Source organism: Streptomyces sp. TS71-3, from assembly GCF_018327685.1.
In the GTDB taxonomy this organism is placed as follows: Bacteria; Actinomycetota; Actinomycetes; order Streptomycetales; family Streptomycetaceae; genus Streptomyces.
This window is the reverse complement of sequence record NZ_BNEL01000001.1, coordinates 1,798,913-1,824,833: the sequence shown is the minus strand read 5'-3', so window position 1 is coordinate 1,824,833 and position 25,921 is coordinate 1,798,913. Positions and strand designations below refer to the sequence as shown.

The 25,921-nt window shown below is 73.6% G+C and carries 25 protein-coding genes; 12 read left to right on the top strand and 13 right to left on the bottom strand.

The annotated features are described in order from the left end of the window. Positions 1 to 54 precede the first annotated feature (54 nt). From Sm713_RS07545 to Sm713_RS07500, 10 genes are all read right to left on the bottom strand, one after another. A complete protein-coding gene (locus Sm713_RS07545; RefSeq protein WP_212908872.1) occupies positions 55 to 483 on the bottom strand; it encodes a nitroreductase/quinone reductase family protein in 429 nt (142 codons plus the stop codon). Between the two features lie 43 nt (positions 484 to 526). Beyond that, entirely contained in the window at positions 527 to 721 is a 195-nt protein-coding gene (locus tag Sm713_RS07540) for a hypothetical protein (RefSeq protein ID WP_212908871.1), read from the bottom strand. Beyond that, on the bottom strand, positions 708 to 1,088 hold the full coding sequence (locus Sm713_RS07535) for a DUF742 domain-containing protein (protein ID WP_249416154.1): 381 nt from the start codon (positions 1,086 to 1,088) through the stop codon (positions 708 to 710). Before Sm713_RS07535 ends, Sm713_RS07540 begins: the two co-directional genes overlap by 14 nt. After that, positions 1,085 to 1,519, bottom strand: a complete 435-nt coding sequence (locus Sm713_RS07530; protein ID WP_212908870.1) for a roadblock/LC7 domain-containing protein — start codon at positions 1,517 to 1,519, stop codon at positions 1,085 to 1,087. The genes Sm713_RS07535 and Sm713_RS07530 overlap by 4 nt, the downstream gene beginning before the upstream one ends. Next, the gene (locus tag Sm713_RS07525) at positions 1,516 to 4,470 is read right to left on the bottom strand and encodes a nitrate- and nitrite sensing domain-containing protein (RefSeq protein ID WP_212908869.1); all 2,955 of its coding nucleotides are present in this window, start codon (positions 4,468 to 4,470) and stop codon (positions 1,516 to 1,518) included. Before Sm713_RS07525 ends, Sm713_RS07530 begins: the two co-directional genes overlap by 4 nt. Before the next feature lie 434 nt (positions 4,471 to 4,904). Continuing rightward, positions 4,905 to 6,005, bottom strand: a complete 1,101-nt coding sequence (locus Sm713_RS07520) for a Gfo/Idh/MocA family protein (protein WP_212908868.1) — start codon at positions 6,003 to 6,005, stop codon at positions 4,905 to 4,907. A 383-nt stretch (positions 6,006 to 6,388) separates the two neighbouring features. Then, positions 6,389 to 7,153, bottom strand: a complete 765-nt coding sequence (locus Sm713_RS07515) for a cupin domain-containing protein (protein ID WP_212908867.1) — start codon at positions 7,151 to 7,153, stop codon at positions 6,389 to 6,391. A gap of 237 nt (positions 7,154 to 7,390) precedes the next feature. Next, on the bottom strand, positions 7,391 to 8,896 hold the full coding sequence (locus tag Sm713_RS07510; RefSeq protein ID WP_212908866.1) for an MFS transporter: 1,506 nt from the start codon (positions 8,894 to 8,896) through the stop codon (positions 7,391 to 7,393). Positions 8,897 to 9,214: 318 nt separating this feature from the next. Then, the gene (locus Sm713_RS07505) at positions 9,215 to 9,688 is read right to left on the bottom strand and encodes a hypothetical protein (RefSeq protein WP_212908865.1); all 474 of its coding nucleotides are present in this window, start codon (positions 9,686 to 9,688) and stop codon (positions 9,215 to 9,217) included. A gap of 2 nt (positions 9,689 to 9,690) precedes the next feature. Then, positions 9,691 to 11,010 carry an AAA family ATPase gene (locus Sm713_RS07500; RefSeq protein ID WP_212908864.1) on the bottom strand — a complete coding sequence of 440 codons (1,320 nt, stop codon included), beginning with the start codon at positions 11,008 to 11,010 and terminating at the stop codon, positions 9,691 to 9,693. A gap of 178 nt (positions 11,011 to 11,188) precedes the next feature. Here Sm713_RS07500 and Sm713_RS07495 point away from each other — a divergent pair, with 178 nt between their 5' ends. The 4 genes from Sm713_RS07495 to Sm713_RS07480 all read left to right on the top strand — a co-directional run bounded on the left by Sm713_RS07495 (position 11,189) and on the right by Sm713_RS07480 (position 13,940). Next, a complete protein-coding gene (locus Sm713_RS07495) occupies positions 11,189 to 11,383 on the top strand; it encodes a hypothetical protein (protein WP_212912238.1) in 195 nt (64 codons plus the stop codon). A gap of 397 nt (positions 11,384 to 11,780) precedes the next feature. Further along, complete coding sequence (locus tag Sm713_RS07490) at positions 11,781 to 12,263, top strand: phospholipase (RefSeq protein ID WP_212908863.1); 483 nt, start codon at positions 11,781 to 11,783, stop codon at positions 12,261 to 12,263. A 193-nt stretch (positions 12,264 to 12,456) separates the two neighbouring features. Further along, positions 12,457 to 13,074, top strand: coding sequence for an RNA polymerase sigma factor (locus Sm713_RS07485; protein ID WP_249416153.1), 618 nt, complete (start codon positions 12,457 to 12,459; stop codon positions 13,072 to 13,074). Beyond that, on the top strand, positions 13,071 to 13,940 hold the full coding sequence (locus tag Sm713_RS07480; RefSeq protein WP_212908862.1) for a hypothetical protein: 870 nt from the start codon (positions 13,071 to 13,073) through the stop codon (positions 13,938 to 13,940). Before Sm713_RS07485 ends, Sm713_RS07480 begins: the two co-directional genes overlap by 4 nt. Positions 13,941 to 14,127: 187 nt before the next feature. Here Sm713_RS07480 and Sm713_RS07475 read toward each other — a convergent pair whose 3' ends face one another. Then, the gene (locus Sm713_RS07475) at positions 14,128 to 15,117 is read right to left on the bottom strand and encodes a Ku protein (protein ID WP_212908861.1); all 990 of its coding nucleotides are present in this window, start codon (positions 15,115 to 15,117) and stop codon (positions 14,128 to 14,130) included. A 178-nt stretch (positions 15,118 to 15,295) separates the two neighbouring features. Between Sm713_RS07475 and ligD the strand changes: the two genes are divergently transcribed. Beyond that, the gene (gene ligD, locus Sm713_RS07470) at positions 15,296 to 16,177 is read left to right on the top strand and encodes a non-homologous end-joining DNA ligase (protein ID WP_212908860.1); all 882 of its coding nucleotides are present in this window, start codon (positions 15,296 to 15,298) and stop codon (positions 16,175 to 16,177) included. A 28-nt stretch (positions 16,178 to 16,205) separates the two neighbouring features. Here ligD and Sm713_RS07465 read toward each other — a convergent pair whose 3' ends face one another. Beyond that, positions 16,206 to 17,009: a nuclease-related domain-containing protein gene (locus Sm713_RS07465; RefSeq protein ID WP_212908859.1), complete on the bottom strand. Its 804-nt coding sequence runs from the start codon at positions 17,007 to 17,009 to the stop codon at positions 16,206 to 16,208. A 554-nt stretch (positions 17,010 to 17,563) separates the two neighbouring features. On the opposite strand from Sm713_RS07465, the gene Sm713_RS07460 reads away from it, so the two are divergent. From Sm713_RS07460 to Sm713_RS07430, 7 genes are all read left to right on the top strand, one after another. Continuing rightward, positions 17,564 to 17,920 carry an SH3 domain-containing protein gene (locus Sm713_RS07460; RefSeq protein ID WP_212908858.1) on the top strand — a complete coding sequence of 119 codons (357 nt, stop codon included), beginning with the start codon at positions 17,564 to 17,566 and terminating at the stop codon, positions 17,918 to 17,920. A gap of 135 nt (positions 17,921 to 18,055) precedes the next feature. Further along, a complete protein-coding gene (locus tag Sm713_RS07455; RefSeq protein WP_212908857.1) occupies positions 18,056 to 19,519 on the top strand; it encodes an FtsW/RodA/SpoVE family cell cycle protein in 1,464 nt (487 codons plus the stop codon). Then, positions 19,516 to 21,030: a penicillin-binding transpeptidase domain-containing protein gene (locus tag Sm713_RS07450; protein ID WP_212908856.1), complete on the top strand. Its 1,515-nt coding sequence runs from the start codon at positions 19,516 to 19,518 to the stop codon at positions 21,028 to 21,030. The genes Sm713_RS07455 and Sm713_RS07450 overlap by 4 nt, the downstream gene beginning before the upstream one ends. A 44-nt stretch (positions 21,031 to 21,074) precedes the next feature. Next, entirely contained in the window at positions 21,075 to 21,467 is a 393-nt protein-coding gene (locus Sm713_RS41165; protein ID WP_212908855.1) for a DUF3291 domain-containing protein, read from the top strand. A gap of 94 nt (positions 21,468 to 21,561) precedes the next feature. After that, on the top strand, positions 21,562 to 22,491 hold the full coding sequence (locus Sm713_RS07440) for a diiron oxygenase (RefSeq protein ID WP_212908854.1): 930 nt from the start codon (positions 21,562 to 21,564) through the stop codon (positions 22,489 to 22,491). A gap of 63 nt (positions 22,492 to 22,554) precedes the next feature. Continuing rightward, positions 22,555 to 22,824, top strand: coding sequence for a hypothetical protein (locus Sm713_RS07435; protein WP_212908853.1), 270 nt, complete (start codon positions 22,555 to 22,557; stop codon positions 22,822 to 22,824). Between the two features lie 621 nt (positions 22,825 to 23,445). Continuing rightward, complete coding sequence (locus Sm713_RS07430) at positions 23,446 to 24,585, top strand: NlpC/P60 family protein (protein WP_212908852.1); 1,140 nt, start codon at positions 23,446 to 23,448, stop codon at positions 24,583 to 24,585. Between the two features lie 32 nt (positions 24,586 to 24,617). On the opposite strand, the gene Sm713_RS07425 is transcribed toward Sm713_RS07430, so the two are convergent. Then, positions 24,618 to 25,856 carry a styrene monooxygenase/indole monooxygenase family protein gene (locus Sm713_RS07425; protein ID WP_212908851.1) on the bottom strand — a complete coding sequence of 413 codons (1,239 nt, stop codon included), beginning with the start codon at positions 25,854 to 25,856 and terminating at the stop codon, positions 24,618 to 24,620. Positions 25,857 to 25,921 lie beyond the last annotated feature (65 nt).

Genomic DNA, 25,921 nt, shown 5'->3' with positions numbered 1-25,921 from the left:
CGGTCCTGGCCCGAGGCCCCCGGTCGTGGCCGTGAATCTCCCCCGGAGCCGTCCTCAGTCGCCCGACGCGCTCTCCGCGTGGCCCGTGTCGCCGTCCAGATCGACCCGGATCGTCAGCAGGTTCGTGCCGAAGGCGCGCACCGCGGCGCTGTTCATACGGGGCAGGGTCCGCAGGCGGGAGACGGCATCGTCGTCGGGGAGGAGGTGGGCCGTGCCGGTGTGCCAGCGGCCGCGCAGGCGGACGCGGACGTGCGGGTCGGCCTGGATGTTGCGCACGTAGTGGGACTTCTCGCCGTACTCCGAGACCAGCCAGAACGCATCGCCGGTGCGGCGGCCGCCGATGGGGGTACGGCGCGGCAGGCCGGAGGTGCGGCCGGTGGTCTCCAGGAGGATCTGGGTCGGCATCCTTCTCGACATGGGGTTGGCGACGTGGCGCTGGAACGTCGTCACGGCCCGGTGCTTGAACTCGTCGAACTGCGACATGCGTGGTGCTCCCCTGGGTCGGTGGCCGGGTGTCCCCCAGCGATTATCGGCCGCCCGCGGGCGGCGCGACACCTCCGGCACGCGAGGCCGCGGCCGGCCCCACCCCGGCACGGTCCGCGGTGCCGTCCGTCCGGTCCGTCCCGTCCGTCCAGTCCATTCCGCCCATCCCGCCCATCGCGTCCATGCCGTCCATGCCGTCCCTGCCGTCCCTGCCGTCCGCGGCGTCAGAGCCGTTCAAGGCCCTCCCGCACCGCCTCCAGCAGGCCGAGGTCGAACACGCCCGTCCTGCCGACCGGGGCCCGCGCCACCACCAGGCCGAGCTGGAGCAGGTCGCCGATGAGGATCTTGGTGACGGAGACCGGCAGGCCCAGGTCCGCGCTGACCTCCGCCAGCACCGCCGGTGTACGGCACTGCCTGACGATGCTGCGGTGCTCCGGCTCCAGGCCCGGACCGGGCTCCGGCTCGCCCTCAGGGGCGACAGTGGTGACGACCGTGATCAGTTCGAGGTCGGAGCGCCCCGGGGCGGTGCGGCCCCGGGTGATCGTGAACGGCCGGACGAGGGAGTCGTCGTCGTCCGGTTCCAGGCCGTCCGTCCAGTGGCTCACACACGCCCACCGCCGTCGCTGCCGCCGCCGTCCGTCCGGTGCTCCGTGCCGAGCTTCCTGCCGACCTGCTGGATCAGGGTGTGCATGGCCACGGACATCAGTTCGGCGTCGACGTCCTGCGAGGCCACCACGGCGAGGTGGGTGCCGCGGCCCGCGGTGGTGATGAACACCCACAGGTCCGTCAGCTCGACGATGACCTGCCGCACGGCGCCGCCGTCGAACAGCTCGTCGATGCCCTTGGCCAGGCTCTGCTGCCCGGTGGCGATGGCCGCGAGCCGTTCGGCCTCGTCGCGCTCCAGGGTGTCCGACCGGCTGACCACGAGGCCGTCGTCGGAGAGGACGACGGCGTGCCGGGCGCCCGCGACCTGGTTCACCAGGCCGTCCAGCAGCCAGTCGAGGTCCTGGTCGGTGGTGGTGGTTCGCTGTGTCATGGCGCATCTTCCGTGAAGGTCGGACGGGAATCGGGTGCGGGGGCGCCGGCGGCGGGCGGATCCTGCCGCGCCTGCCGGCCGCTGCTCGGGGGCGGTACGGCGGCGTCCTGCGGGGGACGGTCCTGCCGCGGGGGCCCGCCTTCCCGCGGGATCCGGCCCCGGGAGAGCCGGGACTGCCTCTGGAAGGCACCGATGGCGGCACCGGACCGCTCGGGGTGCGGGTTCACGCGGGGCTCGCGGCCGGCCTGGCCACCGGGCTGCCGGATGCCGCGGCCGGGCTCCTTGAGTTCGGGCGCGATGCTGGCCTGCCGCACCCGTTGGGGAAGCGAGGCCAGGGAGTCCGGGTCGGGTGTCGCCGCCGGGTCGGGGGCGGGAGTCGCCAGCGAGTCGGAGGGGTGTGTCGTGGCTGGGCCGGAGGCGGGAGACGCCGCCGGGTCCGCGGCCGCTCCCCCGGCCGCGGGAGCCGCATCTGAACCGGTATCAGGGGCGGGGCTGGCCCACGACGGAGCGGCCCGACCGGGGGCGCCGCCCCGGTCCTCCGGCGAGTCGCCGCCCGCCGAGCCGGGGATGCCACGCCCGGGCGCCGCCTCCCTGGCGGCCCTGCGCGAGGGCAGACCGGCCCGGCCGCCCGCCGGCGGGCGGGGTGACCCGCCCTGCTCCGGCACCTGGGGCGCCCTCCGGGCCTCGCCCCCTGGGGACACGGGTAACGCGCCCGGTGCGGCGGACGGCGGCACGGACGGCGAACCGGGTGCCGGGGCCGGGCCGGGGGCCGGCGTAGGAGCCGGAGCCGAGGTCGAGGGCGACACGGGCGCCGGCATCAACTCGGCCCGGGGGCGCCCCGCTGACCGGTGCCGTGCCGAGGTGGTGAGCGCACCCGAAACGGGATCCGGAACCGGCCCCCGACCGGACCCCGGTGCCGGGGCAGGAGCGGGGCCCCGGGGCGGCCCCTGGGGGGAGGCCGGTGCGGGCTCGTCGGCCCGGCGGACGGCGCGGTGGCGGCCCGTGCCGTCGGGGGTGTTGGCCGCCCGCAGGCGGGCGCGCGAGCCGAGCGGCGTCTCGACGTCCGCGGCACCCGGTGCGGGCGGCTGGGCGACCAGGTCGGCGGGGACCATCACGATGACGCGCGTGCCGCCGTACACGGACGGCCGGAACTCCACCTGGAGTCCCAGGTCCGCGGCGAGCCGTGCCACCACGTAGAGGCCGAGCCGCGCGTCCTCCGCGCGCGCGACCACGTCCAGCTCGGGAGGGCTCGCCATCAGCATGTTGACGGCGTCGTAGCCCTCGGTGTCCAGGCCGATGCCGCGGTCCTCGATCTCGACGGCGAGGCCCCGGCCGACCAGGCCCGCGCGTGCCTCCACGGGGCTCGGAGGCTTGGAGAAGGCCGCGGCGTTCTCCATCAGCTCGGCCAGGATGTGCACGAGGGGGCCGACGGTGCGGCCGGCGACCCAGGCGTCCTGGCCGACGTCGATCTGGATCCTGCGGTAGTCCTGCACCTCGCCGAGCGCGGCGCGCAGCACGTCGACGATCCGCACGGGCTTGCGCCAGCGGCGCTGCGGCTGCCCGCCGCCGAGGACCACCAGGTTCTCCTCGTAGCGGCGCAGGCGGGAGGTGAGGTGGTCGAGGTCGAAGAGGCCCTCCAGGATCTCCGGGTCCTCCTGGCCGCGTTCCATCTCGTCGAGCTTCTTGAGCTGGAGGCCGATCAGGAGCTGGGTGCGGCGGGCGATGCGCTGGAGCATCTGCTGGAAGCCGCGGTGCTGCTCCGTCTCGCGCACGGCGGTCTCGACCGCGGCGCGCCGGGCGAGGTTGAGCGCCCTGCCGAGCCGGCCCAGCTCGTCGCGCCGGTAGGGGATCTCGCGGACCTCGGCGTCCACGTCCACCCCCTCGCCGGCCCGGAGCCGCTCCATCACCTCGGGCAGTTCCGTCTCCAGCCGGGCCGCCTCGTCGCGCAGGGCGAGGATGCGGCGCCGCAGGGAGCCGGTGAGCAGCACGCTGAGGACGATCACCACGAGGACCGTGCCGAGGCAGAGCGCGCCGTAGGTGCGCATGCGGGACTTCAGCTCGTCCACGGCGGTGCCGGCGATGTCGTCGGCGACGGCGGCGCGCTGGCCGATGACGGCGACCAGCTGCGGCTTGACCGTCCGCATCGCCTGGCGCCACTGGCCGCTGGTGCGCGGCAGCATCCTGGTGTCCGTGGGGTGGTGGTCGACGAGGTCGGCCTCCACCACGGACTTGGTCTCCCACGCGTCGTTGCCGGTGAGGTTCTGGAGGCCGTCCCGCTCGGCCTCGGTGACGCGGGGGGTGATCTCGCTGTCCAGGAGGAAGGTCTGGGTGCCGATCCACTGGCTGAAGCTGGAGCGGTCCTCCTGGCGGAGGGTGTCCGTGGCCCAGCTGTAGCTGAGTACCGCGTCCTCGCGGGAGAGCATCTCGTCGGCCCACATCAGGTCGGTGAGCGGCTTGAACGCGGTGACCAGCTCGCCGTTGTCGGCGTTGCCGAGCGCCTCGAAGAAGCCGAGGCCGGACTCGATGATGCCGGTGAACGACTGGAAGGCGATCTCGTCGGTGATGGTGCCCTGGTCGACGGATCTGCGGATGTCGGCGAGCTCTTCGAACGCCTCGCGGTCCTTGCCGAGCGCGTCGCGCAGCTGGGTCCGCAGCAGGGACGACGGCTTGCCGGCGGTGGCGTCGAGGAAGGCCCGGACGCCGTCGTCGGTGCGTCTGCGCTGGGCCAGCATGGCGTCCTTGGAGGCGCTGCCGTCGGCGATCACCAGGCCGGTGAGCCGGCGTTCCTCCTGGAGCTGGACCGTGACGTCGCGGGCGAGTGCCGCGCTGCGGTCGGTGAGGGTCTCCTGCGCCGCGAGCCGCTGCCAGTCGAGGCCGAGCTGCGCGGTGCTCAGGCCCCACATCGCGAGCAGCGCGAGGCTCGGCACGAGCGCCAGGAACACGAGAACCATTCGGAGCGAACCGAGGCGGGGCACCTGGCCGTCCCGTAACCGCCCCGACTCGCTTTTCAGCGATGTCATTTTCCCCCGCAACGGCGCCCGGTCGAAGGCGCCGCAGTCTGAATGAGTGGCGCGATGCCAGTGCGGCCCCCGGGGAGAAGGAACACGCGAACCGAAACCCCTGGGGCGTTCCCCACAACCGCCACGCCCGTCGCCGCATGCCCCACCCGGCGCGGGCGGGGCAAGACGGCGCACCGATGTTATGACGGGGCGTCAGCGCCTGTACATGGTGTCTCCGATTGCTCCGGCCGGTGTTTCGCCATCCGCCTCCGCCCGTTCACGCGAAACGGTCCCGTGTCTGAATTGCCGGGCCACAAAGGGTGTTTCACCCGTTCTCCGGTGCCGAGAGACAGAAAGCGCTTGCCACCAGCGGCCTCGGGCGGTGGTCACCAGACGGGCCCGTCCCCCTGCATCAGCGCGTAGTGGGGAGAGCCGGGACCGAGGTCGGCGGGCGCGATCGGGGTGCGGCCGAACGCGGACGCGTAGACGCCGGCGACGAGCTGGAGGGTGCGTCGGGCGTCGGTGGTGGTCACGGGCGGGGCCTCGCCCTCGTGCAGCGCCGCGGCGATGGCCCGGAACTGCGCCAGGTGCTCGCTGCGGACGTCCGCGGGACCGGCCGTCCAGGCGGCCTTGACCTGCTCCTCGTACCCGGGCGCGGCGGTGACGGTCCAGTCGGTGTCGGTGTAGCCGTACAGGTGGCGCACCTCGACGGTGGCGTACTCGAAGTCGAAGCGGAGGTAGCTCTCCTCGCGCGGCGAGACGACGCTGTTGACGACGGAGGCGACCGCCCCGTTCTCGAAGGCGACATGGGCGAGCGAGACGTCCTCGGTGTCCGTCACGCGGGCCTGCCGGCGCGCCACCGCGCTGACGGACGTCCAGGGGCCGAGCACCGAGAGCACGGTGTCCATCTGGTGGATGCCGTGCCCCATGGTGGGGCCGCCGCCCTCGGTGTCCCAGCGGCCCCGCCACTCGACGTCGAAGTACGCCTGGTCGCGGTACCAGGTGGTGTCGCACAGGGCGAGCAGCGGCCGTCCCGCGGCGCCCGACTCCAGCAGGCCGCGCAGCCGCTGCACGCCGGAGCCGAACCGGTGCTGGGAGACGGTGGCCACGTACCGGCCCGTGGCGCCCTCCGCCTCGGCCAGGCGGTCGAACTCGGCCAGGGTCAGCGTCGCGGGCTTCTCCAGGACCACGTGCCCGCCCGCCTCCAGCACGGCGAGCGCCACGGACGTGTGGGCGCCGGGCGGGGTGCAGATGTGCACCAGGTCGACGTGCTCCGCGGCGAGCAGCGCGTGCGTGTCGGCATACCCGGCGATGGAGAACTCCGAGGTGAACCCGGCGAGCCGGTCCGGGTCGGTGTCGGCGGCCGCGACCAGCTCGACCCCGCCCGTCTCCTCGGTGAGCCGCTGCAACGACTCGGCGTGCTGGCGCGCGATGTTCCCGGTTCCGACGATGGCGGTGCGCAGCGGCTTGGCTGATGTGAGGGACAACGCTCACTCCCGGTTCCATGGAAAACGCTTTCCATGGCAGCGTAGGGTCGGCGCCGAGGGCGGGCAAGACCCGCGGGGCGCGGCATACGCGGGCGGGCACCCCGGTGCCGAGACAGGGGCGCGGGGAACTGCGCGACCGGCCACGACGGACCCGTCAGATCGCCACCGCCCGACGGGGGCGGCTTCTGCCGCGGCGCAGCCCTACCGGGGCGCAACCCCGCCCTCAAGGGGCGCGGGGAACTGCGCGAACAACCACGACGAACCCGTCAGATCGCCACCGCCCCAAAGAGGCTGGTTCTGTCGCATCCGGACCACCGGCCCGCGGTGAGTGGCTCGCTCCCCACGGCCTTGAAAGCGTGGGAGGCACCCCCATCCACGCACCCCTAAGCGGACCGGGGCGAAGCCCCGCCTTCCCCGCGCCCGTCCAGGGCACGCTCCCTCGGATACACGGCCAGAAACCCACACATCCCGAGCGTGTCCTGCTCGGGCGCCCCGATCCGGGCCACCCGGGCCCGCCCGAGGTGACTGACATCGCCGCGGCGCAGCGCAGCGATCTGCTCGCCGGTAGCCTCCGCCGCCGCCAGCGCCTTGGCACGCCAGGACGCCTCCCAGGTGTCGAGGCGCCCGGCGACCAGCGCGGCGGCGGTCCGGTAGAACTCCTGGAGCAGCTCGCCGGAGCCGTGCTCCACGTCCGCCACCAGCCGTTCGAAGCCCTGGACGGCGAGGTCGCGGCGGGCGCGGGCGCGGTCCTGCCGCTCGGCGGGCAGGCCGTCGCCGAGCGAGGCCGCCGCGGCGTAGGCCTCCGGGTCCGCCAGATGCTCCGGCGGGAACGTCATCACGGCGTCGCCGGCCTCGGGCAGGCCGTCGTTCTCCATGATGACCTGGACGTTGAGGTCCTCGACGTTGACCGCGCGGTGGATGGTGCCGGGGGTGAACCACACGGCGTCGCCCGCGGCCAGCGGCACCCGGCTCAGGCCGTCCGCGGTGAGGGTGTGCAGCTCGCCCCGGCCGCCGAGCACCGCGTAGCACTCGGTGCAGGTCAGGTGCATATGGGGGGATCCGCCGTGCAGGTGGTCCCGGGTCTGCCAGGGATAGACGCGCAGCCGGGACATCCCCACGCCTGCGGGCAGCAGTGGTGTGTCTGACATGAACTCTGCTCTGCCTCCTCGGACCGGCGGCCCCGCCTGGAACGTGCGGGCGCGAACACGACAGGAGACGTACCCAGGGAGCGGCCCGCCATAGCCGTGGCACAGCGGCGCCACAACCGCCGGAGCCACAGCCGGCGCCATCGCGAGCGCCACAGCCGGCGCCACAGCAGCCGCCAAGCCGCTCCGATCCCGGCCACACGAAGACGGCACACCGGCCACGGGGCGCGGCAGCGCCCTTTAACGGCGGTCGTCCAGGCTGGACCTGCCGCCGCCGACGGGGAGTTCGCGCCGCCGCTCCCGCCGGTGCGCCGTGGTGTCGGCGAGGCCGATGAGCAGGGCCGCGACGACGAACACCACGGACATCAGCAGGCCCCGGTCGTAGGCGGCGGCCCAGCCCGCCCTGCGCAGTTCGCCGAAGAAGGCGGCACCCACGGCGGCGATGCCGATGGCCGAGCCGACCCGCTGCCCGGTCTGGAGCGTGCCGCCGGCGCTTCCGGCGTCGGCCACCGGGACCTGGGAGAGCGTCAGGGTCTGGTTCGGCGCGATGACCAGGCCGCTGCCGAGCCCGGCGACCAGCAGGGGCGGCGCCATCGCCAGGCCGGCCCCGCCGTCCGGCACCATGTGCACGGCGAGCGCGGTGCCGCCGAGGCCCACCGCGACGACCGTGAGGCCGACGACCACCAGCGACCGCCCGAACCGCGCCACCAGCCGTCCGCCGATGCTCGCCGCGACACCGGAGCCCAGCGCGAAGGGCGTGATGGAGAGGCCGGCCGCGAGGGCCGAGTAGTGCAGGCCGCTCTGGAGGAAGAGCGTGGTGATGAAGAAGATGGAGGTGAATCCCGCGAAGTAGAGAAGGATCAGCACCGAGCCGGCCGAGAAGCTGCGGACCCGGAACAGCGACAGGTGCAGCACCGGGTCCCCGCCCCGGTTGCTCCAGCGGTGCTCCCACCCGGCGAACGCCGCGATCAGCGCCGCGGCGGCCACCACCAGCAGCCACTTGGCGTCGCTGTGCCACTGCTGGTTCTGCACGAAGGGCAGCAGCAACAGGACCACCCCGAGGCCGAGCAGCAGGACGCCCACGGGGTCGAGCCGCCGCACCGTGAGCCGGCCCGCCGTCGGGGTGTCCGGGATGAGCCGGCGGGCGAGCACCAGGCAGACGGCGCCCAGCGGCAGGTTCACGTAGAAGACCCACCGCCACCCCTCGTGCGCCCCCGCGGCGTGGATGATCAGGCCGCCGAGGACGGGGCCCACGGCGGTCGAGATGCCGACCACCGTGCCGAACATCCCGAAGGCGCGGCCCCGCTCGGCCCCCGAGAACATCTGCTGGATCAGCGCCGAGATCTGCGGCGAGATCAGCCCGCCGGCGAGGCCCTGCGCCACCCGCGCCACCACCAGCCACGAACTGGACTGTGCCGCGCCGCACGCCGCGGAGGCGAGGGTGAAGCAGACCAGGCCGGTCATCAGGACCGCACGCCGGCCGCGCGCGTCCCCCATCCGCCCCGACGGGATCAGCAGCAGGCCGAAGGCCAGGGCGTAACCCGACACCACCCACTGCAGCTCCGCCACTCCGGCATGCAGACCCTCGCGGATCGACGGCAGGGCGACGTTGACGATGGAGATGTCCAGCAGCGTCATGAAGCCGGCGACGAGGCAGACGGCGAGCGCCTTCCAGCGGCGCGGGTCCGGCTCGGTGCCGGCCGCGGCGGTCCCGGGTCGTGACGGGTTCTCGGACGACGGTGCCACCCTGCCTCCTCGTACTCGGGGCCGCGCCGGGGCGGCGGGTACCCGGCGGCCACGGGCGCATGCGTCAAGGCCATGCTCGCCCAATCCCACGGGGGCCACGCGCAACGGCACACCATCGGCGCCCCGCGCCTTGGCGCTCACCCGACCGGCCTCCGCGCCGTCACCCCCGAACCTGCAGCCAACTCGGCCGGGCGCGGGGCGGGTTGCGGGGCGGCGCCGGGGCTGATTCGCGTGGCCCCGGTGACGCCCCTCCCCGGGCACCGGCGCCGACGGGCAGTACGGAACGCCTCCAGCTCCTGTGAGGAACCGCCAGAGTCCTCAGGCATATGCCGCCAACAGCTCGTCGAGTGTCCATATGGTCGCCGTCAGGCCGGAGGTCCGGGCAAGATAGCGATCCCGTTCGATGAGGATGTTCAAATCGCCACAACCAAGCCAGTTGCAGGCATGTTCCACCAGGCTGCTGCCCGTGTTCCCACCCTCGATCAGGGCGCTGAGGTGGGCTGCGTCCCATTCCACCTCGTTCAGCGCCCAGGGGGCTTTGCCCTCCACCACGGTGCGCAACACGGCCGCGAACCTCTCCGCGCAGGTACGCCTGCTGTGGCCATCCTCCAACTGAGCGATGTGATTCCCGGTCTCGATCACCGCTGTGACCGGAAGGAGCAGGTCGCAATCCCGCGCCTCGCGTTTACTCCGCAATTCACCGATCACCTTTTCACGGTCCTGGCATTTACCAGGGACCGCCAATAAATTGCACAGAATGGACGTGTCGACGAATTCGACCCTGCGAGCCATGTTCAGCCGATCCCCAGCATCCTGTCGAATTCTGAGTAGTCTCGGTCGCGCCGTCCCCGTTCCTGGAGCCGACCTTGCGTGACGACGTCGCCCAGTGAGCCGGCCGCCATGGCCGCCGGATATCCGTCCAGCTCCGTCAGCCTCGTCAGCCGACTCAAGCCCGTGGCCCGATCGCGCCAGCAGACCACGACCCCGTCGTGGTCCTTGCTGTCCAGCGCGGACAGCAAGGCCGGACTATGCGTGGTGATCAGCACCTGGGTCCAGTTCTCCGCGCTTGCCTGCCGGACGAGCCTGAGCACTTCGGACGCCTGCGAGGGGTGCAGCCCGTTCTCGAGTTCCTCGATCACCAAAGTGAGTGGCCGATCGGCGGGTCCTGCCCCCGGTGCTCCCTGGGGCCCCAGATCGAGGCCGCCGCCGCCGGTGAGCAGAGAAGCGGTCACTGCCAGGAAGCGCAGCATGCCGTCGCTCATTTCCCGGGCCGGAGTGAGCCCGAGGGGCCCCTCGTCCAGCGCGAGCATCACATCGCCCAGTTCGGACCTGGTTACGGAGAGCGTGTCGATGTCGTGATCGGCGAGGCCTCGGAGCAGCGCCACCAGCCGCCCGAACAGGGCGGGGTGGGAACGCTGGATACCGCCGACGGCTGCGGAGAGGTTCTCGGCCGTTCGCCGCAGGCTGGTATCCCGCGCGGGCACATACTGCCGCATCAGGTGAGGTACGGGGTCGAGATGGAACGACCCAGCCAGGGCGGACAGCACGGTCTGGGCACTGCGGACCGTGTCCGCCTCTCCCTCGGTCTCCCCTACGATGCGCAGCGGCAGCTGCGAGGTGAGCAGCCGGCTGCTGCGGAACGGGCCGCTCGGGTTGGGACCCCGCTTGCCGTTGTGCCACGAGGCCTGGAGGTCGCCAAGGTGCGGACTGGGCTCCCCGCTGACAAGCAGGTCACGAGGTCCTCGTGCAGTCGGCCCCCACAGGTGCTCCTCGACAATCTGGACCTCGGGCTCCACCTGTACGGTCACGTCGAGGTGGACAGGCCCGGCCGGCGATGCCACGGTGCAGCCGAGCGAGAACCCGTCCGAGCCGTGCGGAACACATCCGGCCAGGCCGCCACGCACCGGTCCCGCGGGACCACTGCGGCTCTCCAGCGCCTCGGTGACGTCCTCGCCCCGCGCCAGCCTTGACAGGACTTCGAGACCATCAAGCGCATTCGACTTGCCGCTGCTGTTACGGCCGATGAGCACGCTCAGCGGAGCCAGCGGCAGAGCCTCGCCACGGAAGCTCTTGAAGGCCGTTAGGCGGACCTCTTGGATTGCTTGGACAGTCACACCAGCCAAGTTACCGCAGGTGGAAATCCGGCATCCCGATATTGCGAGCACCGGCTCGCAGCTTGCCGCACACCTCGTAAATTCCCGGCTCACGCACACTCCTCCGATACGATCTTGACTCCACGACGCGCACTCGCCGGGCGAGGCGCCCGTGCGCCTGGAGGCCCCAGCGGCCGGCGTGCATCTGTTCGGGGAACCCGGGCTGCACGGACTCCAGCAGTTGCTGCCGACGCTGACCCGCGGCGAGGGAGTCCTGGAGTACGCGTTCGACCACTACCGGCCGGTCCGCGACGAGGCACCGACCCGCTCGCGCACGGACCACAACCCGCTCAACCGCAAGGAGTACCTGCTGCACGTCGTGCGCAGGGTCTGAGCCGGGGCAGGAGGGGTGGCCCCAGGGGCCCGCGGGCCGCCGGGGCCACCCGGGCACGGAGTCACCCCGGGCCGCCGGGGTCACCTGCACCACCTGCACCACTGCGGCCGCCAGGTTCCTCCCCCCGGCGGAGGCGAGTACCGGTAAGGCGGGAGCCCGGGACGCTACGCGCGTAAATTCCTCGGCCGCGACGCGAGTTACGCGCGTCACATCGGGGTAAGTCCAGGTCGCTCCAACGGATTTGGCCACTCGATCGGTCGTCACCTGTGCGCCGGTGACGCGTCGCTGTTCGTCCATGCCCCGTACCGGCCGGCGACAGCGTGGCGCCGAACGCTATGACCGCCCGTGCGGACCCCCGCCGGGCAACCAGCGTCCCCCCACAAAGGAGTCAGCCACCATGCGTCGCAGATTCGCTCTCCCGCTGGCCACCACCGTGGTCGCCCTGACCGCCGCCCTGCTGCCCGCCGCCACCGCCTCCGCCGCCGCCCCCGCCGACAAGCTCCAGGTGCTCAGCAGCTGGACGCAGACGAGCGCGGCCAGCTACAACTCCTTCATCGCCGCCCGGAACAACCAGGGCGCCTGGACCGCGTACGGCTTCGACTGGTCCACCGACTACTGCAGCGACTCCCCCGACAACCCCTTCGGCTTCCCGTTCAAGGACGCCTGCTCGCGGCACGACTTCGGGTACCGCAACTACAAGGCCGCCGGCGCCTTCCCGGCCAACAAGGACCGGATCGACAGCGCCCTCTACGAGGACCTCAAGCGCGTCTGCGCCACGTACAGCGGCGCCACCAAGACCTCCTGCGACGGGACGGCCTGGGTCTACTACCAGGCAGTGCACAACTTCGGCTCCGTGGCGCCCCAGAAGGCCGCCGCCTGACCTGCCGGTTCACGGCCCGGGCCGGCCGGCCTCGGGGAGCAGCGGCTCTCCGGGACGGCCGGCCCCGGCGCAGAGTTGTCCAATACGGCGACAAGGGCCCCGGGTTCATGTGATATTTGGCACCTCCCACGCTGAGCGGTGTGCGGTCCCGCGCGATGGTGAACCGTGCCGTACCCGTGAGAAAAGGGGCCTTGTGAACCAGCCTGGCCACGTCCGCCGCGAACGACCACAGGACCGGGCACTGGAAGACGCCCTCGCCCGCGCTCAGGAAGGGGACGAGGCGGCGTTCGCGACGGTCTACCGCATGGTGCACCCCGGGGTGCTCGGCTACGTGCGCGGCCTGGTCGGCGACGACGCCGAGGACGTGGCGGCGGAGGCATGGTTGGAGATCACCCGCGATCTGTGGCGGTTCCGCGGGGACGCGGGCGGCTTCCGCGGCTGGACGGCGACCATCGCCCGGCACCGCGCGCTGGACCACCTGCGCCGCCAGAGAGTCCGTCCGCGCTCGTCGTTCCTCGACCCCGCCGTCCTCGAACTGCCCGGCGGGCAGAACACCCAGGAGCAGGCGATCGAGTCCATCACCACCAGGCAGGCGCTGAACCTGATCGCGGGGCTGCCGCAGGACCAGGCGGAGGCGGTACTGCTGCGCGTGGTGGTCGGGCTGACCGGGCCCGCGGCGGCTCGGGTACTGGGCAAACGGCCCGGCGCCGTCCGCTCGGCCGCCCACCGGGGCCTCAAGCGCCTGGCCCGGCAACTGACGGGTACTGGAGTGCCGGAAAGCGGACCCCATACGCTGGGGAAGCCGATATGAACGCTTTCAGGCCCCCCTCGTCCGGCGACCCCCGTGAACAGCGGATCATCGAAGCGCTGCTCGCGGCGGTGCAGCGCCCCCAAGAGATCGACCCGGAGGCCGAGCAGCGCGCGGTCGCCGCCTTCCGCCTCGCCAAGCTCGACGCCGGGAAGCCGGACCGCTCCCGGCACCTGGACGACTGGCGCCCGGCACGTCTGTTGGGGTTCGGCGGCGCGTGGCGTGCCGCGCTCGCGGCGTTAGTCGCCACCTGCGCGCTGGGCGGCGCGGCCTACGCCACGTTCTTCGCGCTGCCGGCGCGCCACGTGGACGGGCCGGGGCCGGCCTCGCGCCCCTCGTCCTCCACGTCGGCGGGCCTCAGCCATCCGTCGGCCAGCCCCGACGAGCAGGACCCCGACGGCCCGGACGGGACACCCGGAGGCCCGCCGTCCGCCCAGGTCCCCGCCCACGAGCGGGCCCGCTGCCGCGCCTACCTGAAGGACCCCGCCAGGGCCGCGGCCAAGCACCCGGACGACTACCGGGAGCTCGTCAGGGCCGCGGGCGGCGAACGGAACCTCCGCGCCTACTGCACGGCGGCGGCGGGCGGTTCGGCGAAGGACGGGAAGGCGGGCAAGGAGAAGCCCGAGAAGAACGGCAAGAACAAGAAGGAGAAGGGCGACAAGGGCAAGAGGAGGAAGGACGGAAAGGGCAGGAACGCCAAGCCCGAGAAGCCCGGCACCCCCTCCCCCACCGGCACGTCGGACCCCGAGCCCATCCCCGAGACCCCCGCGCCGTCCAAGACCCCGAAAACCCCCCACAAACCAGAGAAACCCCACGGCCCGGACAAGCCCCACACCGCCCCCGGCCGCAACAAGGACCAGACCGCGTAAGGGACACGAGGACGGAGCCGATCCCACACCACCGCCCCGTCAGGGGCGCGGGGAACGGCGCAATCACCCCCACCAACCGATGCAACCCCTGAGACCGCAAGGGGCACCCCCCGACAGCCCGCCGCAGGCGAACCGTGGCCGCGCCACGCCCACACGCACACCCGCATCCGCACCCGGTACCGCCCGCTCAGGCGGACTTCCGCCCCCGGGGCGGGGCCTTCTTGGCCGGAGCCGCCTTCTTGCCCCCGGCCTTCTTCGCCGAAGCCTTCTTGGCGGGAGCCCTCTTGGCAGGAGCCTCCTTGGCGGAAGCCGCCTTGGCCGGAGCCTTCTTCCCCCCGGCCTTCGCGGCCCCGGACTTCGCCGCCCCGGACCTCGTCGCACCCCCCTTCGCAGTACCGGCCTTACCCGCCGCCTCGGCGGCCCGCACCGAACTCTCCAGCGCGGCCATCAGATCGATGACCTTGCCCCCGCCGGGCTCCCCCTTGGGCCGTTCCAGCTGTCGCCCCTCCGCCTTGGAGACGATCAGCTCCTCCAGGGCCTGGCGGTAGTCGTCGTGCAGCGAGTCGAGTTCGACCTCGCCGAGCGTGTCCATGAGGGTGTCCGCGAGGTCGAGCTCCGCGTCCCGGACCCTCACGTCCGTCTCGGGCGCGGCCAGCTCCGGCGCCCTGATCTCGTCCGGCCACAGCAGGCCGTGCATGGCGATGACGTCCTCGACGACCCGCAGCATGCCGAGCCGCTCCCGCCCGCGCAGCGAGAACTTGGCGATCGCCACCCGGCCGCTGCGCTTCAGCGCCTCCCTGAGCAGCGTGTACGGCTTGGCCGCCTGCGCCCCGTTGGCCTGGAGGTAGTAGGCGGTGCCGAGCTGGAGCGGGTCGATGCGCTCGCCCGGCACGAAGGCGACGATGTCGATCGTCTTCGCGGTCGGCACGGGCAGCGCCGCCAGCTCGTCGTCGGTGATCGGGATGATCGTGCCGTCCGGGGCCTGGTACCCGCGGCTGATCTCGTCCTGCGGCACCTCCTGGCCCTCCAGGTCGCACACCTTGCGGTAGCGGACCCGGCCGCCGTCCTCCGTGTGGATCTGCCGGAAGGACACCGAGTGGCTCTCGGTGGCGTTCACCAGCTTGATGGGGATGCTGACCAGCCCGAAGGAGATGGCGCCGTTCCAGATGGATCGCATGCCGCACCTTTGCTGTGGTTCCGGGAGGCGGGGTGGGAGGCGGGGTGGACCCGGGCGGCGGCGAGCGCCCGTGGCGCCCGGAGCCGGACAGGGCCCGTGGCGCCCAGAGCCACCGAACCCTTACGGGCGTATTATTGGCTTTCATGGTATTTCAGGTGCTCCCGGGGGCGCTCGTCGTATGACGCCGATCACCGAGGTGGAGGGGCGGCGCATCGCGCTGTCCAACCTGGAGAAGGTGCTCTATCCCCGCGGCGGTTTCACCAAGGCCGAGATGCTGCACTACTACGCCACGGTCTCCGGCCCGCTGCTGGCGCAGCTCAGGGACCGCCCGGTGTCGTTCCTGCGCTTCCCCGACGGCCCCGAGGGCCAGCGCTTCTTCAGCAAGAACCTGCCGCCGGGCACGCCCGAGTGGGTGAGCACCGCCGAGGTCCCCCATGCGGAGGGCCCCACCCGCCAGGTGCTCGTGCAGGATCTGGCGACGCTGATGTGGGCGGCGAACCTCGTCACGGAGTTCCACACGCCCCAGTGGCGCGCGGACGCGCCCGGCGTCGCCGACCGGCTCGTCTTCGACCTGGACCCGGGCGCGCCCGCCACCGTTGTCGACTGCTGCGAGATGGCCCTGTGGCTGCGCGAGCGGATGGGCGAGGACGGCCTTGAGGCGTTCGCGAAGACCTCGGGGTCGAAGGGCCTGCACCTGCTCGTGCCGCTGGAGCCCGCCCCCTCCAAGCAGGTCACGGCCTACGCGCGGGGCCTCGCGGTGCAGGCGGGGCGTGCGCTCGCCGGGCGCGCCACCCATCTGATGAAGCGCAGCCTGCGGCCGGGGAAGGTCTTCGTCGACTTCAGCCAGAACGCGGCGGCCAAGACCACCGCGACCCCCTACACGCTGCGCGCCGTCGCCGAGCCCGCCGTGTCCGCGCCGGTGACCTGGGACGAGGTGGCGGCCTGCCGGGACCCGTCCGAACTGGTGGTGACGGCCCAGGAGGTGCCGGCCCGGTTGGAGGCGCACGGGGACCTGCTGGCCCCGCTGATGGATCCACAGCGAGCCCGTCCGCTGCCCTGAGCGGTCCGGCGACCGCGGCCGGCCGGCGTCAGAGCCCCAGCCACGTGTGCCGGTCGCGCGCCGTCGCGTAGAGGGACTCCACGTCCGCCGGTTTCAGCACGACCCCGTGCCCGCCGAGCGCCGGCAGCTCGCTGTCCCGTACCACCCGGACGTCGTCCGCGGCCCCCGTGATCTGCACGGTCTGCGGATCGAACAGGACGAGGACGGGCCGCACCTCGACCTGGAGGACGTGGGCGGCTCGGTCGGCGCACCCGCGGATCCGGTCCAGCAGGGGCACGGGCCTGCCCCGTCCGGTGTCCACCGTGGACGCGGCGACGCGCACCCGGCGCCGGTGCGCGGGCAGGGTGTGCAGGGCGAAGAGTCCGGCGGGACCAATCAGCAGGTGGTGGATGCGGTCGCCGCCGGGCAGCGGGATGGAGTGCAGGGCATGGTGCCCGGCGCCCTCCATCCGCTCCAGCGCCTCGCCCACCGCCTCCTCCGCGGCCAGCGCCCGGCGCCGCGGGTCGGGGCGCAGCCGCCTGGCCGGTGCCGGCTCGCGGTCGAGGGCGACGCGCAGCGTCTCCCCCGGGCGGTTGGGGGCGAGGTCGTCGTCGGGGTGCAGGGCGAGCCGGGCCAGCTCCGAGGCGGTGGGCGCCGGCGGCGGGCCGACCGTCACATCGCCGCTCAGGAAAGGGCGCAGGGCTTGCAGCACCTCCTCGGTGAGGCCCTGGCGCACGATGCTGACCCGGGCCGCCTCGCGGTCGTACCAGGCGACGTGCGCACCGTCGGGCCGGCACACGTACACCCACTCCCGGCCGCCCCGGCGGGTCGGCACGACCCGCAGTCCGCTCATGCCCCACCACCCGGGGCCGCCGCATCCGGGACCACCGCGCCCGGGGCCGCCCTGCGCCACCGCCAAGACCGCACTGCTCGCCTCCTTGGAAGACCGCCGCCACAGCACCGTAACCCGCGGGCGCCCGCCTCTCAGCCGCACCACCCGTCCAGACGGACCCCGGATGACCATGGGACCAGCCATGGCACCCGGCGGACAACAGCACGCGGACACGGGACCCCGCCCGGCGCGGAGTTCGGACGTCCCGCCGGGGCCCAGGGCAGCACCGTCGCCGTCCCGCCGGAGCCCTGGGCAGCACCATCGCCGTCCCGCCAGGGCCCAGGGCAGCACCATCACCGTCCCCCCGAGGCCCAGGGCAACACCGTCTACGCCCCTCCGCGGGCGGCGGCAGTGAGCCGTGGGGCTCTCGGCCGCGCACCGTGCACCACCCGGCCCGCACCCCGATGGCTCAGCGCGACCTGCGGCCCCGCGGGACGCGAACCTACGGTGAGGAGAGGCAGTTGAGCCTTCCCTCCGCCCCACCCCACCCCGCCCCGTTCCTCCGAGGAGGTTCCATGTTCCTGCGGTTCCCCGCCCTCCGGCTCGCCACGGCCCTGGCCGGCGGCGCCCTCGCCGCCCTCACGGCCACCGGCCCCGCCACCGCGACGACCGGCAGCTCCGAAACCACCGGCCAGCAGACCTACTGGGGCCGGGTCACGGCCCGCACCGGACTGCTGCTGCGCGACGCCCCCAACCGCAGCGGCGCGGTCGTGCGCACGGAGCCCTACAACGCGGTCGTCCCCATCTACTGCAAGACGCGGGGCGAGAACGTCGACGGGAACGACCTCTGGTACGTCCTGACCGACGGCACCTGGGCCTGGGGCTCCGCGCGGTACATCGCCAACATCGGTGCCCCGCCGCGCTGGTGCTGAGGCCCTCTCCGGCAGCGCCCCGCGAGCGTGCCGCCCGACCCGCACGCGCGGCGCGCCGGACCGCCCACCTCCACACCCTTAGCGGATAACCGATCAAAACGGGAAATAAACGGCAGAGCTTGCTAGGTTCCCCGCATGACGGGAACGACCCGACCAGCGCACTCGCCCGAACCGGCGGCGCCCCGCGGCCCGGCCGGACCCGCGGAGAGCGCCGCTGCCCCCGCGGAGACGGCGGTCCTCCCCACCGGAGCGGCCACGGCCCCCTTCCCCGGCCCCTCCCGCGGCACCGAGCTGGCCCTCGTCCTGCTCGCCCTGCTCCTGTGCGGCTGCGGCTACTGCGCCGTGGAGCTGGCCACCAGCGGTGCGGTGCCCGACGGGATCGCCTGGTACGGCGGGGGCATGGCGGCACTCGCGCTGCTGGCGCACCTCGCCGTCCGGCTGCGCGCCCCGGGCGCCGACCCGCTCCTGCTGCCGACCGCGGTGCTGCTCAACGGCATCGGCCTCGTCCTGATCCACCGGCTGGACCTGGCGACCCCTGGCCGTCCGGCGGCGCCCGCCCAGCTCGTGTGGTCGGCGCTCGGTGTCGCGCTGTTCATCGCCGTCGTGGCCGGGCTGCGCGACCACCGGACGCTGCGGCGGTACACCTACCTGTCCGCGGTGACCGCGCTGCTGCTGATGACCGTCCCGGTGTTCTTCCCCGCCGTCAACGGCGCCCGGATCTGGGTGCGGCTCGGCGGGCTCTCGCTCCAGCCGGCGGAGTTCGCCAAGGTCCTGCTCGCCGTCTTCTTCGCCGGGCACCTCGCCGCGCACGGCACGGCGCTCGCGCACTCCGGCCGGCGGATCTGGCGCTGCCGGCTGCCGACCGGGCGCGCCCTCGGGCCGGTGCTGGCGGCCTGGCTGCTGAGCGTGGCGGTCCTGGTGTTCGAACGGGACCTCGGCACCTCGCTGCTGTTCTTCCTGCTCTTCGTGATCCTGCTGTACGTGGCCACCGGCCGCACCGGGTGGATCGCGGTCGGGCTGCTCCTCGCGGCACTCGGGGCGTGGGCGGTGGGCCGCCTCGAACCGCACGTGCACGCGCGCATCGAGGTGTGGCTGCACCCGTTCGCCACGGTCGACGCGGGACGGGGGCCCGGCCAGCTCGCGCAGTCGCTGTTCGCCTTCGACGCGGGCGGCTTGACGGGCACCGGCCTCGGACTCGGCCACTCGGCGCTCGTCGGCTTCGCCGCGAAGTCCGACTTCATCCTGGCCACCGCGGGCGAGGAACTGGGCCTCGTGGGCCTCACCGCGCTCTTCCTGCTCTACGGGCTGCTGGTGGAGCGCGGTTTCCGCACGGCGCTCGCGCTGCGCGACCGGTTCGGGCGGCTGCTGTCGGTCGGCCTCGCCTCGATCGTGGCGCTCCAGGTCTTCGTGATCGCGGGCGGGGTCACCGGGCTGATCCCGCTGACCGGCATGGCGATGCCGTTCCTCGCCCAGGGCGGCTCGTCGGTCGTCACCAACTGGGTGATCGTGGCGCTGCTGGTGCGCGCGGGCGACGCGGCGCGCCGCCAGGCCGGCGGCGCGGGGCGGTGGCGCCGGGTGGAGGCGGTGGGGGCGCCATGACCCCGCACATCCGGCGGTCCGCGGCGCTGTGCGCGGTGCTCCTGATCGCCCTGCTGGTGAACGCGGCCCGGGTCCAGCTCGTCGGCGCGGGGGCCGACGAGCACCGGGCGGCCGACCGCCGCCCCGCCATCGCCCGGTACGCGCAGCCGCGCGGCGCCATCATCGTCGACGGCCGCCCGGTGACCGGTTCGCGGGACACCCACCAGCAGCTCCGCCACGAACGCACCTACCTGGACGGGCCGTTGTACGCGCCGGTGACCGGCTTCGCGTCGCAGCTGTACGGCACCAGCCTGCTGGAGGGCGCCGAGGACGCCGTGCTGTCCGGGACCGAACCGCGGCTCGCGCCGCTGCCCCTGTGGCACGAACTGACCCTCTCGCGCAGCCCCGGCGGCCGGGTCGTCACCACGCTGGACCCGGCGGCGCAGCGGGCGGCGTTCCGGCAACTCGCGGGGCGCAGGGGCGCGGTGGCCGCCGTGGACCCGAGGAGCGGCGCGATCCTGGCCCTGGTGTCGTCACCGTCGTACGACCCGGGAGAGCTGTCCGGCAACGGCCCTGGCGCCGAGCGCGCCTGGCGGCGGCTGAGCCACGACCCGGACCAGCCGATGCTGAGCCGCGCGACCGGCCGTACGTACCCGCCGGGTTCGACGTTCAAGGTGGTGACGGCGGCCGCGGCGCTCGACGCGGGCACGGTCCTCGACGTCGACGCCGCCACCCGCTCCCCCGACCCGTACCGCCTGCCGGGCACGGCGAGCACGCTCACGAACGAGGTGCCCGGGTGCGCGAACGCCTCGCTGCGGTACGCGTTCACCTGGTCCTGCAACACCGTCTTCGCCCGGCTCGGCACCCGGGTGGGGACGTCCGGGATGGCCGCGGCCGCCCGCCGCTTCGGCTTCGGCGTGCCGGGGCCCCGGATCCCGTTCGGGACCGCCGCGAGCGCGTTCGGCAGACCGGGGGACGGCGCGCAGCTCGCGCTCTCGTCGATCGGGCAGCTCGACACCCGGGCGACCCCGCTGGAGATGGCGATGGTCGCCGCGGCGGTCGCCGACGACGGCGTGCTCCGCGCGCCGTACCTGGTGGACCGCGCGACCACCGCGGGCGGCGGCCTGCTCCGGCTGGGCTGGGGCAGCCGGCCGCCGCAGCGCGCGATGAGGCCGCTGACCGCGCTCAGGCTGCGCGAGCTCATGACCGGCGTGGTGACGAACGGCACCGGCACCCGCGCCGCGATCCCCGGCGCGACGGTCGGCGGCAAGACCGGCACCGCCGAGCACGGCTCCGGCCCGCCGTACGCCTGGTTCGTCGCGTGGGCGCAGCCGGCGGGGGCGGTGCGTCCGACGGTGGCGGTGGCGGTGCTCCTAGAAGGGGGAGCAGGAGGGGCAGGGCGAGCAGGAGGGGCGGCAGGCAGCCACCGGGTTCGCGACACGACCTCCGCGGCCGGCGCCGAGGTCAGCGGGGGCGAGCTGGCCGCGCCGATCGCGAAGCGGGTGATGGAGGCGGTGCTGCCCGCGAGGTGAGACGGCCCTCGGCGGCGCGCACCGACCGATGTGTCGTCCGGTTCATGTCTTCATTCGACTCGAACGCCACCGAACCCACGCCCACAGCTGGGGAGTTCGAGCTCGCACAGGTCAACATCGCCCGGCTCCGCGCCCCGCTGGACTCCCCCGTGCCGGAGGACTTCGCGGCCGCGGTGGGCCCCGTGAACGAGGTCGCCGACGGCTCGGACGGCTTCGTCCGGCGGTTGCGGAGCGACTCGGGCGACGCGACCGACGTGCCCGTCTTCGACGACTCCTGGCTGATCCACGCCTTCACGCTCCGATCAGCCTTCCCGCCCTCGGCGGCGCCCGGCACGTCCGCTCCGGCGCCGTCCGCGCCCGCTCCTGCCGTGTCCGCGCCGTCCGCGGCGGAACCGTCCGCTCCGGCCGCGTCCGCGGACCTTGGCCAAGGGGATTGACGGCTTCCGCGAGGAGCGATGTCATGGGGTGTGACCGACGGTAACACCCCTCTTCGGGTGGCGCCGGCAGTCGGACCAGGAAGTGGGGAAGGCAATGACGGTCGTGACCGACGGTGCGGTGCTGCGCGACGCGCTCGGGCTGCTCAAGGACCGGGAGGAGGTGGCCGAACGGTTGCTGGAGGCCTCCGTGAAGCACTCCTTCGACCCGGACACCGAACTCGACTGGGACGCCCCGCCGGCCCCGGACAAGTGGTTCTGGCCGCCGGAGCTGGTCTCGCTCTACGACACCCCGCTGTGGCGCCGGATGCCCGAGGAACAGCGGATGGACCTCGCCCGGCACGAGGCCGCCTCGCTCGCCTCGCTCGGCATCTGGTTCGAGATCATCCTGATGCAGCTCCTGGTGCGCCACATCTACGACATGCCCGTGACCAGCGCCCATGTGCAGTACGCCCTCACGGAGATCGGCGACGAGACCCGGCACTCGAAGATGTTCGCCCGGCTGATACGGACGAGCGGCACGCCCACGTACGCGGTCACCCGGCTGCACCACAACATGGCCCGGGTGATGAAGACGATCTCGACGACCCCGGGTTCCTTCGCCAGCACCCTGCTGGGCGAGGAGATCCTTGACTGGATGCAGCGCCTGACATTCCCCGACGAGCGGGTGCAGCCGCTGGTGCGGGGCGTGACGCGGATCCACGTGGTCGAGGAGGCACGGCACGTGCGGTACGCGCGCGAGGAGCTGCGCCGCCAGATGGTGACCGCGCCCGCGTGGCAGCGGCGGCTGGTCGGGGTCACCTCCGGCCAGTCCGCGCAGGTCTTCGCGCTGTCCTTCGTCAACCCGAAGGTCTACACGGACGTCGGCCTCGACCGCGCGGAGGCCGTGGCACAGGTGCGGGCCAGCGGACACCGCCGGGAGGTCATGCAGACGGGCGCCAAGCGGCTGACGGACTTCCTCGACGACGTGGGCGTGCTGCGCGGTGCCGGGCGGCGGATGTGGCGGTCGTCGGGGCTGCTCGCCTGAGCCGCGCCCGAACGCGTCGGGGCCCCCGGGGTGGCGCGCCCGGTCCCGGGTGACACTGGAGCCGTGAGGAGCGAAGACACCCCCTTCGTGGGCGGGCCCCTGGACGGCCGGGTGCTGCCCGTGCTGCTCGGGCCGACCGGGCATCCGCCGAAGACGTACCGCGTCCCCGTTCCGGACGAGGCGGGCGGCCCGCCGACCGTGCTCGTGTACCGGCGCGTGAGTGCGGGGAGCCGCGGGCGGCTCGGGGTTCGCGTGAGGTGGCGGTACGAGTTCGACGAGGAGGGGCCCCGCGGGGGCGGGGGCCTCAAATGGCCGTGGTCGAGGCCCACCTGACGTCCCCTCTCCTGACGGAGCGCCATGCCACTTGCTCTGTCGCGGCCGACCACCCGCCGGAGCGGGTTGCTCGCCCAGTTCCCCGCGCCCCCGACGAGGCGCCATTGCCACTTGCTGTCTCGCGGCCGACCACCCGCCGGGGCGGTTGCTCGCCCAGTTCCCCGCGCCCCTGACGGAGCGCCATACCACCTGCTCTCTCGTAGCCGACCTCCCTCCGGCACGGGGTACTCGCGCAGTTCCCCGCACCCCCGACGGAGCGCCATACCACTGCTCTCTCGTAGCCGACCACCCTCCGGCACGGGGCGTCGCGCAGTTCCCCGCGCCCCCGACGAGGCGCCATTGCCACTTGCTGTCTCGCGGCCGACCACCCGCCGGAGCGGGTTGCTCGCCCAGTTCCCCGCGCCCCTGACGGAGCGCCAAGACCCTCCGTCTCGTGCCGACCAACCCCGCGCCTGGTCCTGACGGGGTACCAGGCCCCCGTCTCGCACCGTCGCAGCCCCCTGTACGAGTGGAATCCTTGGGCCGAATCGACCAGCACAGGTGAGCGTCCTGCCCGTGGCTCGGGACATGTACGTGCGGTGCGGGCGGAATCGCCGTCCGCCGCAGCGGAGGTGACCCAAGATGACGGGCAGGCTGGTGCGGGGGTTCTGTACGGCCGCGGTCGCGGCCGGCACACTCGTCGCGACCGGGACCGCGGACGCGCTGCCCGCGCGGCCGCCCATGTCGCCCGGCCCCGCTGCCGGCGGCCAGGAGGCCGCCGCCGTCGAGCGCCGCCCGGGCGGCGCGCCGGACGCCCCGGGGCCGGGCGAGCAGTCCGTGGACGTACTGCTGACCGACCTTCAGCGGCTCTACCGGCAGGCCGAGCAGACCACCGGCTCCTACCGCGCCGCCCAGCGCAGCCTGGACCGGCAGCGGGCCACGGTCAGAGGGCTCGACAGGCGGCTGGCGCACGCCCAGCACGCCCTGCACCGCAGCAGGGTCGCCCTGGGCCGCCTGGCCAGGCTCCAGTACCAGGGCAGCTCCGACATCTCCCCTTACGTTCGCCTGCTGCTCGCACCGGACCCCCAGCACGCCCTGGACCAGGGCCACATGCTCCAGCGGATGTCCGCCGCCCGCGCCTCCGCGCTGCACCGGATCACCGGCGACGAGCGGCGCAGCCGGGCGCTCGCGCTCACCGCGCGCCGCGCCCTCGACCAGCAGGAGCGGCTCGCCAGGCAGCAGCGCAGGGAGCACGACACCGTGCAGGGCCGGCTCCGCGAGGTGGAACGCCGGCTCGCCGCACTGGGTGCCGGCCGGCACGGCGCCGGCCGCCGCACCGACCGGCCGGGCCGCAGGAACGACGTGGACTCGCTGCTCTCCTCGGTGCTGCACGGCAGCCGGCTGCCGTCGCGCGGCGGCAGCGCGGCCGTCCGCTACGCCATGAAGCAGGTCGGCAAGCCCTACGTGTGGGGGGCGACGGGCCCGAGCGGGTTCGACTGCTCGGGGCTCACCTCCGCGGCGTGGGCGCACGCGGGCCGCCGCATCCCGCGCACCAGCCAGGGGCAGTGGCGCGGGCTCCACCGGGTGCCGATGGACCGGCTGCGCCCCGGAGACCTGGTGGTGTACTACCCGAGCGCGTCACACGTCGGCCTCTACCTCGGCGACGACATGGTGGTGCAGGCACCACGGCCCGGCGACCACGTCAAGGTCTCACCGGTCGACGTCGACCCGGTGCTCGGAGCCGTGCGCCCGGACCCGGAGGAGCCCCCGCTGGGCGGCTGAGCACGCCGTCCGGGGTGACCCTCCGGGCGCCATCAGCCAGCAGCCTCCGCCAGGTACGCCTCCGCCTTCTCCGGCTCGTAGAAGAACTGCTCGAAGTCGGCCGGGTCGTTGAAGCCGTTGGCGATGCGGTCCGCGACCGCGGGGATCTGGCCGGCCGCCCCTATCAGGTTGAGGACGTGCTCCGGCGGCGGCGCCAGCATCGCGTTGGTCCACTTGGTGACGTGCCGCGCGGTGTCCCAGTAGCGGTCGAAGGTCGCCTGCATCCACGCCTCGTCGAACGCGCCCTCGCCCCGGGCCAGGATCGCGTCCAGGTAGGCCGCCGCGCACTTGGCCGCGGAGTTGGAGCCCTGGCCGGTGATCGGGTCGTTGGCCACCACGACGTCGGCCGCGCCGAGCACCGCGCCCCCGCCGGGCAGGTGCCCGACGGCGTGGCGGACCGTGGGCGCGTACCGGCCCGCGAGGGTGCCTCCCGCGTCCGTGAGCTCCACCTTGGTGGCCCGCGCGTACTCCCAGGGCACGTACCTCTCCATCAGCTCAAGGGTGAGCGAGAGGTGCTCCGAGGGGTCCCTGACGTCCCGGAAGACGTCCAGCGGGCCGCCGGGGATGCCCTCCCAGAAGAGGATGTCGGCGCGCCCGGAGGTGGTCAGCGTCGGCATGACGAACAGCTCGCCCACGCCCGGCACCAGGTTGCAGCGCACCGCCTCCGTCTCCGGGTGCTCCGGGCGGGGCCCTAGACCGTGCACGTAGGCGACCGCGAGGGCGCGCTGCGGCTCTCTGTACGGGGACCGCGCCGCGTCCCGGGCGAACATGGAGACCAGCTCGCCCTTGCCCGCGGAGACCAGCACCAGGTCGTACGCGCGGGTGAAGTAGTCCAGGTCGGAGACGGAGGCGCCGTGGATGACGAGCTGACCGCCGCGCTCGGCGAAGGTCTCCATCCAGCCGGCCATCTTCACCCGCTGGTCCACGGACTGCGCGTAGCCGTCGAGGCGGCCCAGCCAGTCGATGACGCGCGTCGGCCCGTCCGGCGGGCCCGCGACCGAGACGCCGAGGCCCTCCATCCGCGGCGCCTGGTCCTCCCAGAAGCCGAGCCCGAGGTCCCGCTCGTGCTGGAGCGCCGTGTGGAACATGCACTGGGTGGACATCACCCGCCCGACGCGGACCTCGTCCGCGGTGCGGTTGGACATCACGGTGACCTCGTAGCCGTGCGCCTGGAGTCCCAGGGCGAGTTGGAGCCCGGACTGCCCGGCTCCCACGACGAGTACCTTCCGCATACGGCTCTTCTCCTGACGGCAGTTCGGGGGACGGATGCTGGAGGACGGTGCGGATGTTGAAGGGT

Coding starts and splice junctions, on each gene's coding strand:
- Sm713_RS07545 (WP_212908872.1), bottom strand. CDS start 483: ATGTCGCAGTTCGACGAGTTCAAGCACCGGGCCGTGACGACGTTCCAG.
- Sm713_RS07530 (WP_212908870.1), bottom strand. CDS start 1,519: ATGACACAGCGAACCACCACCACCGACCAGGACCTCGACTGGCTGCTG.
- Sm713_RS07525 (WP_212908869.1), bottom strand. CDS start 4,470: ATGGTTCTCGTGTTCCTGGCGCTCGTGCCGAGCCTCGCGCTGCTCGCG.
- Sm713_RS07515 (WP_212908867.1), bottom strand. CDS start 7,153: ATGTCAGACACACCACTGCTGCCCGCAGGCGTGGGGATGTCCCGGCTG.
- Sm713_RS07505 (WP_212908865.1), bottom strand. CDS start 9,688: ATGGCTCGCAGGGTCGAATTCGTCGACACGTCCATTCTGTGCAATTTA.
- Sm713_RS07490 (WP_212908863.1), top strand. CDS start 11,781: ATGCGTCGCAGATTCGCTCTCCCGCTGGCCACCACCGTGGTCGCCCTG.
- Sm713_RS07480 (WP_212908862.1), top strand. CDS start 13,071: ATGAACGCTTTCAGGCCCCCCTCGTCCGGCGACCCCCGTGAACAGCGG.
- Sm713_RS07475 (WP_212908861.1), bottom strand. CDS start 15,117: ATGCGATCCATCTGGAACGGCGCCATCTCCTTCGGGCTGGTCAGCATC.
- ligD (WP_212908860.1), top strand. CDS start 15,296: ATGACGCCGATCACCGAGGTGGAGGGGCGGCGCATCGCGCTGTCCAAC.
- Sm713_RS07465 (WP_212908859.1), bottom strand. CDS start 17,009: ATGAGCGGACTGCGGGTCGTGCCGACCCGCCGGGGCGGCCGGGAGTGG.
- Sm713_RS07460 (WP_212908858.1), top strand. CDS start 17,564: ATGTTCCTGCGGTTCCCCGCCCTCCGGCTCGCCACGGCCCTGGCCGGC.
- Sm713_RS07455 (WP_212908857.1), top strand. CDS start 18,056: ATGACGGGAACGACCCGACCAGCGCACTCGCCCGAACCGGCGGCGCCC.
- Sm713_RS07450 (WP_212908856.1), top strand. CDS start 19,516: ATGACCCCGCACATCCGGCGGTCCGCGGCGCTGTGCGCGGTGCTCCTG.
- Sm713_RS41165 (WP_212908855.1), top strand. CDS start 21,075: ATGTCTTCATTCGACTCGAACGCCACCGAACCCACGCCCACAGCTGGG.
- Sm713_RS07440 (WP_212908854.1), top strand. CDS start 21,562: ATGACGGTCGTGACCGACGGTGCGGTGCTGCGCGACGCGCTCGGGCTG.
- Sm713_RS07430 (WP_212908852.1), top strand. CDS start 23,446: ATGACGGGCAGGCTGGTGCGGGGGTTCTGTACGGCCGCGGTCGCGGCC.
- Sm713_RS07425 (WP_212908851.1), bottom strand. CDS start 25,856: ATGCGGAAGGTACTCGTCGTGGGAGCCGGGCAGTCCGGGCTCCAACTC.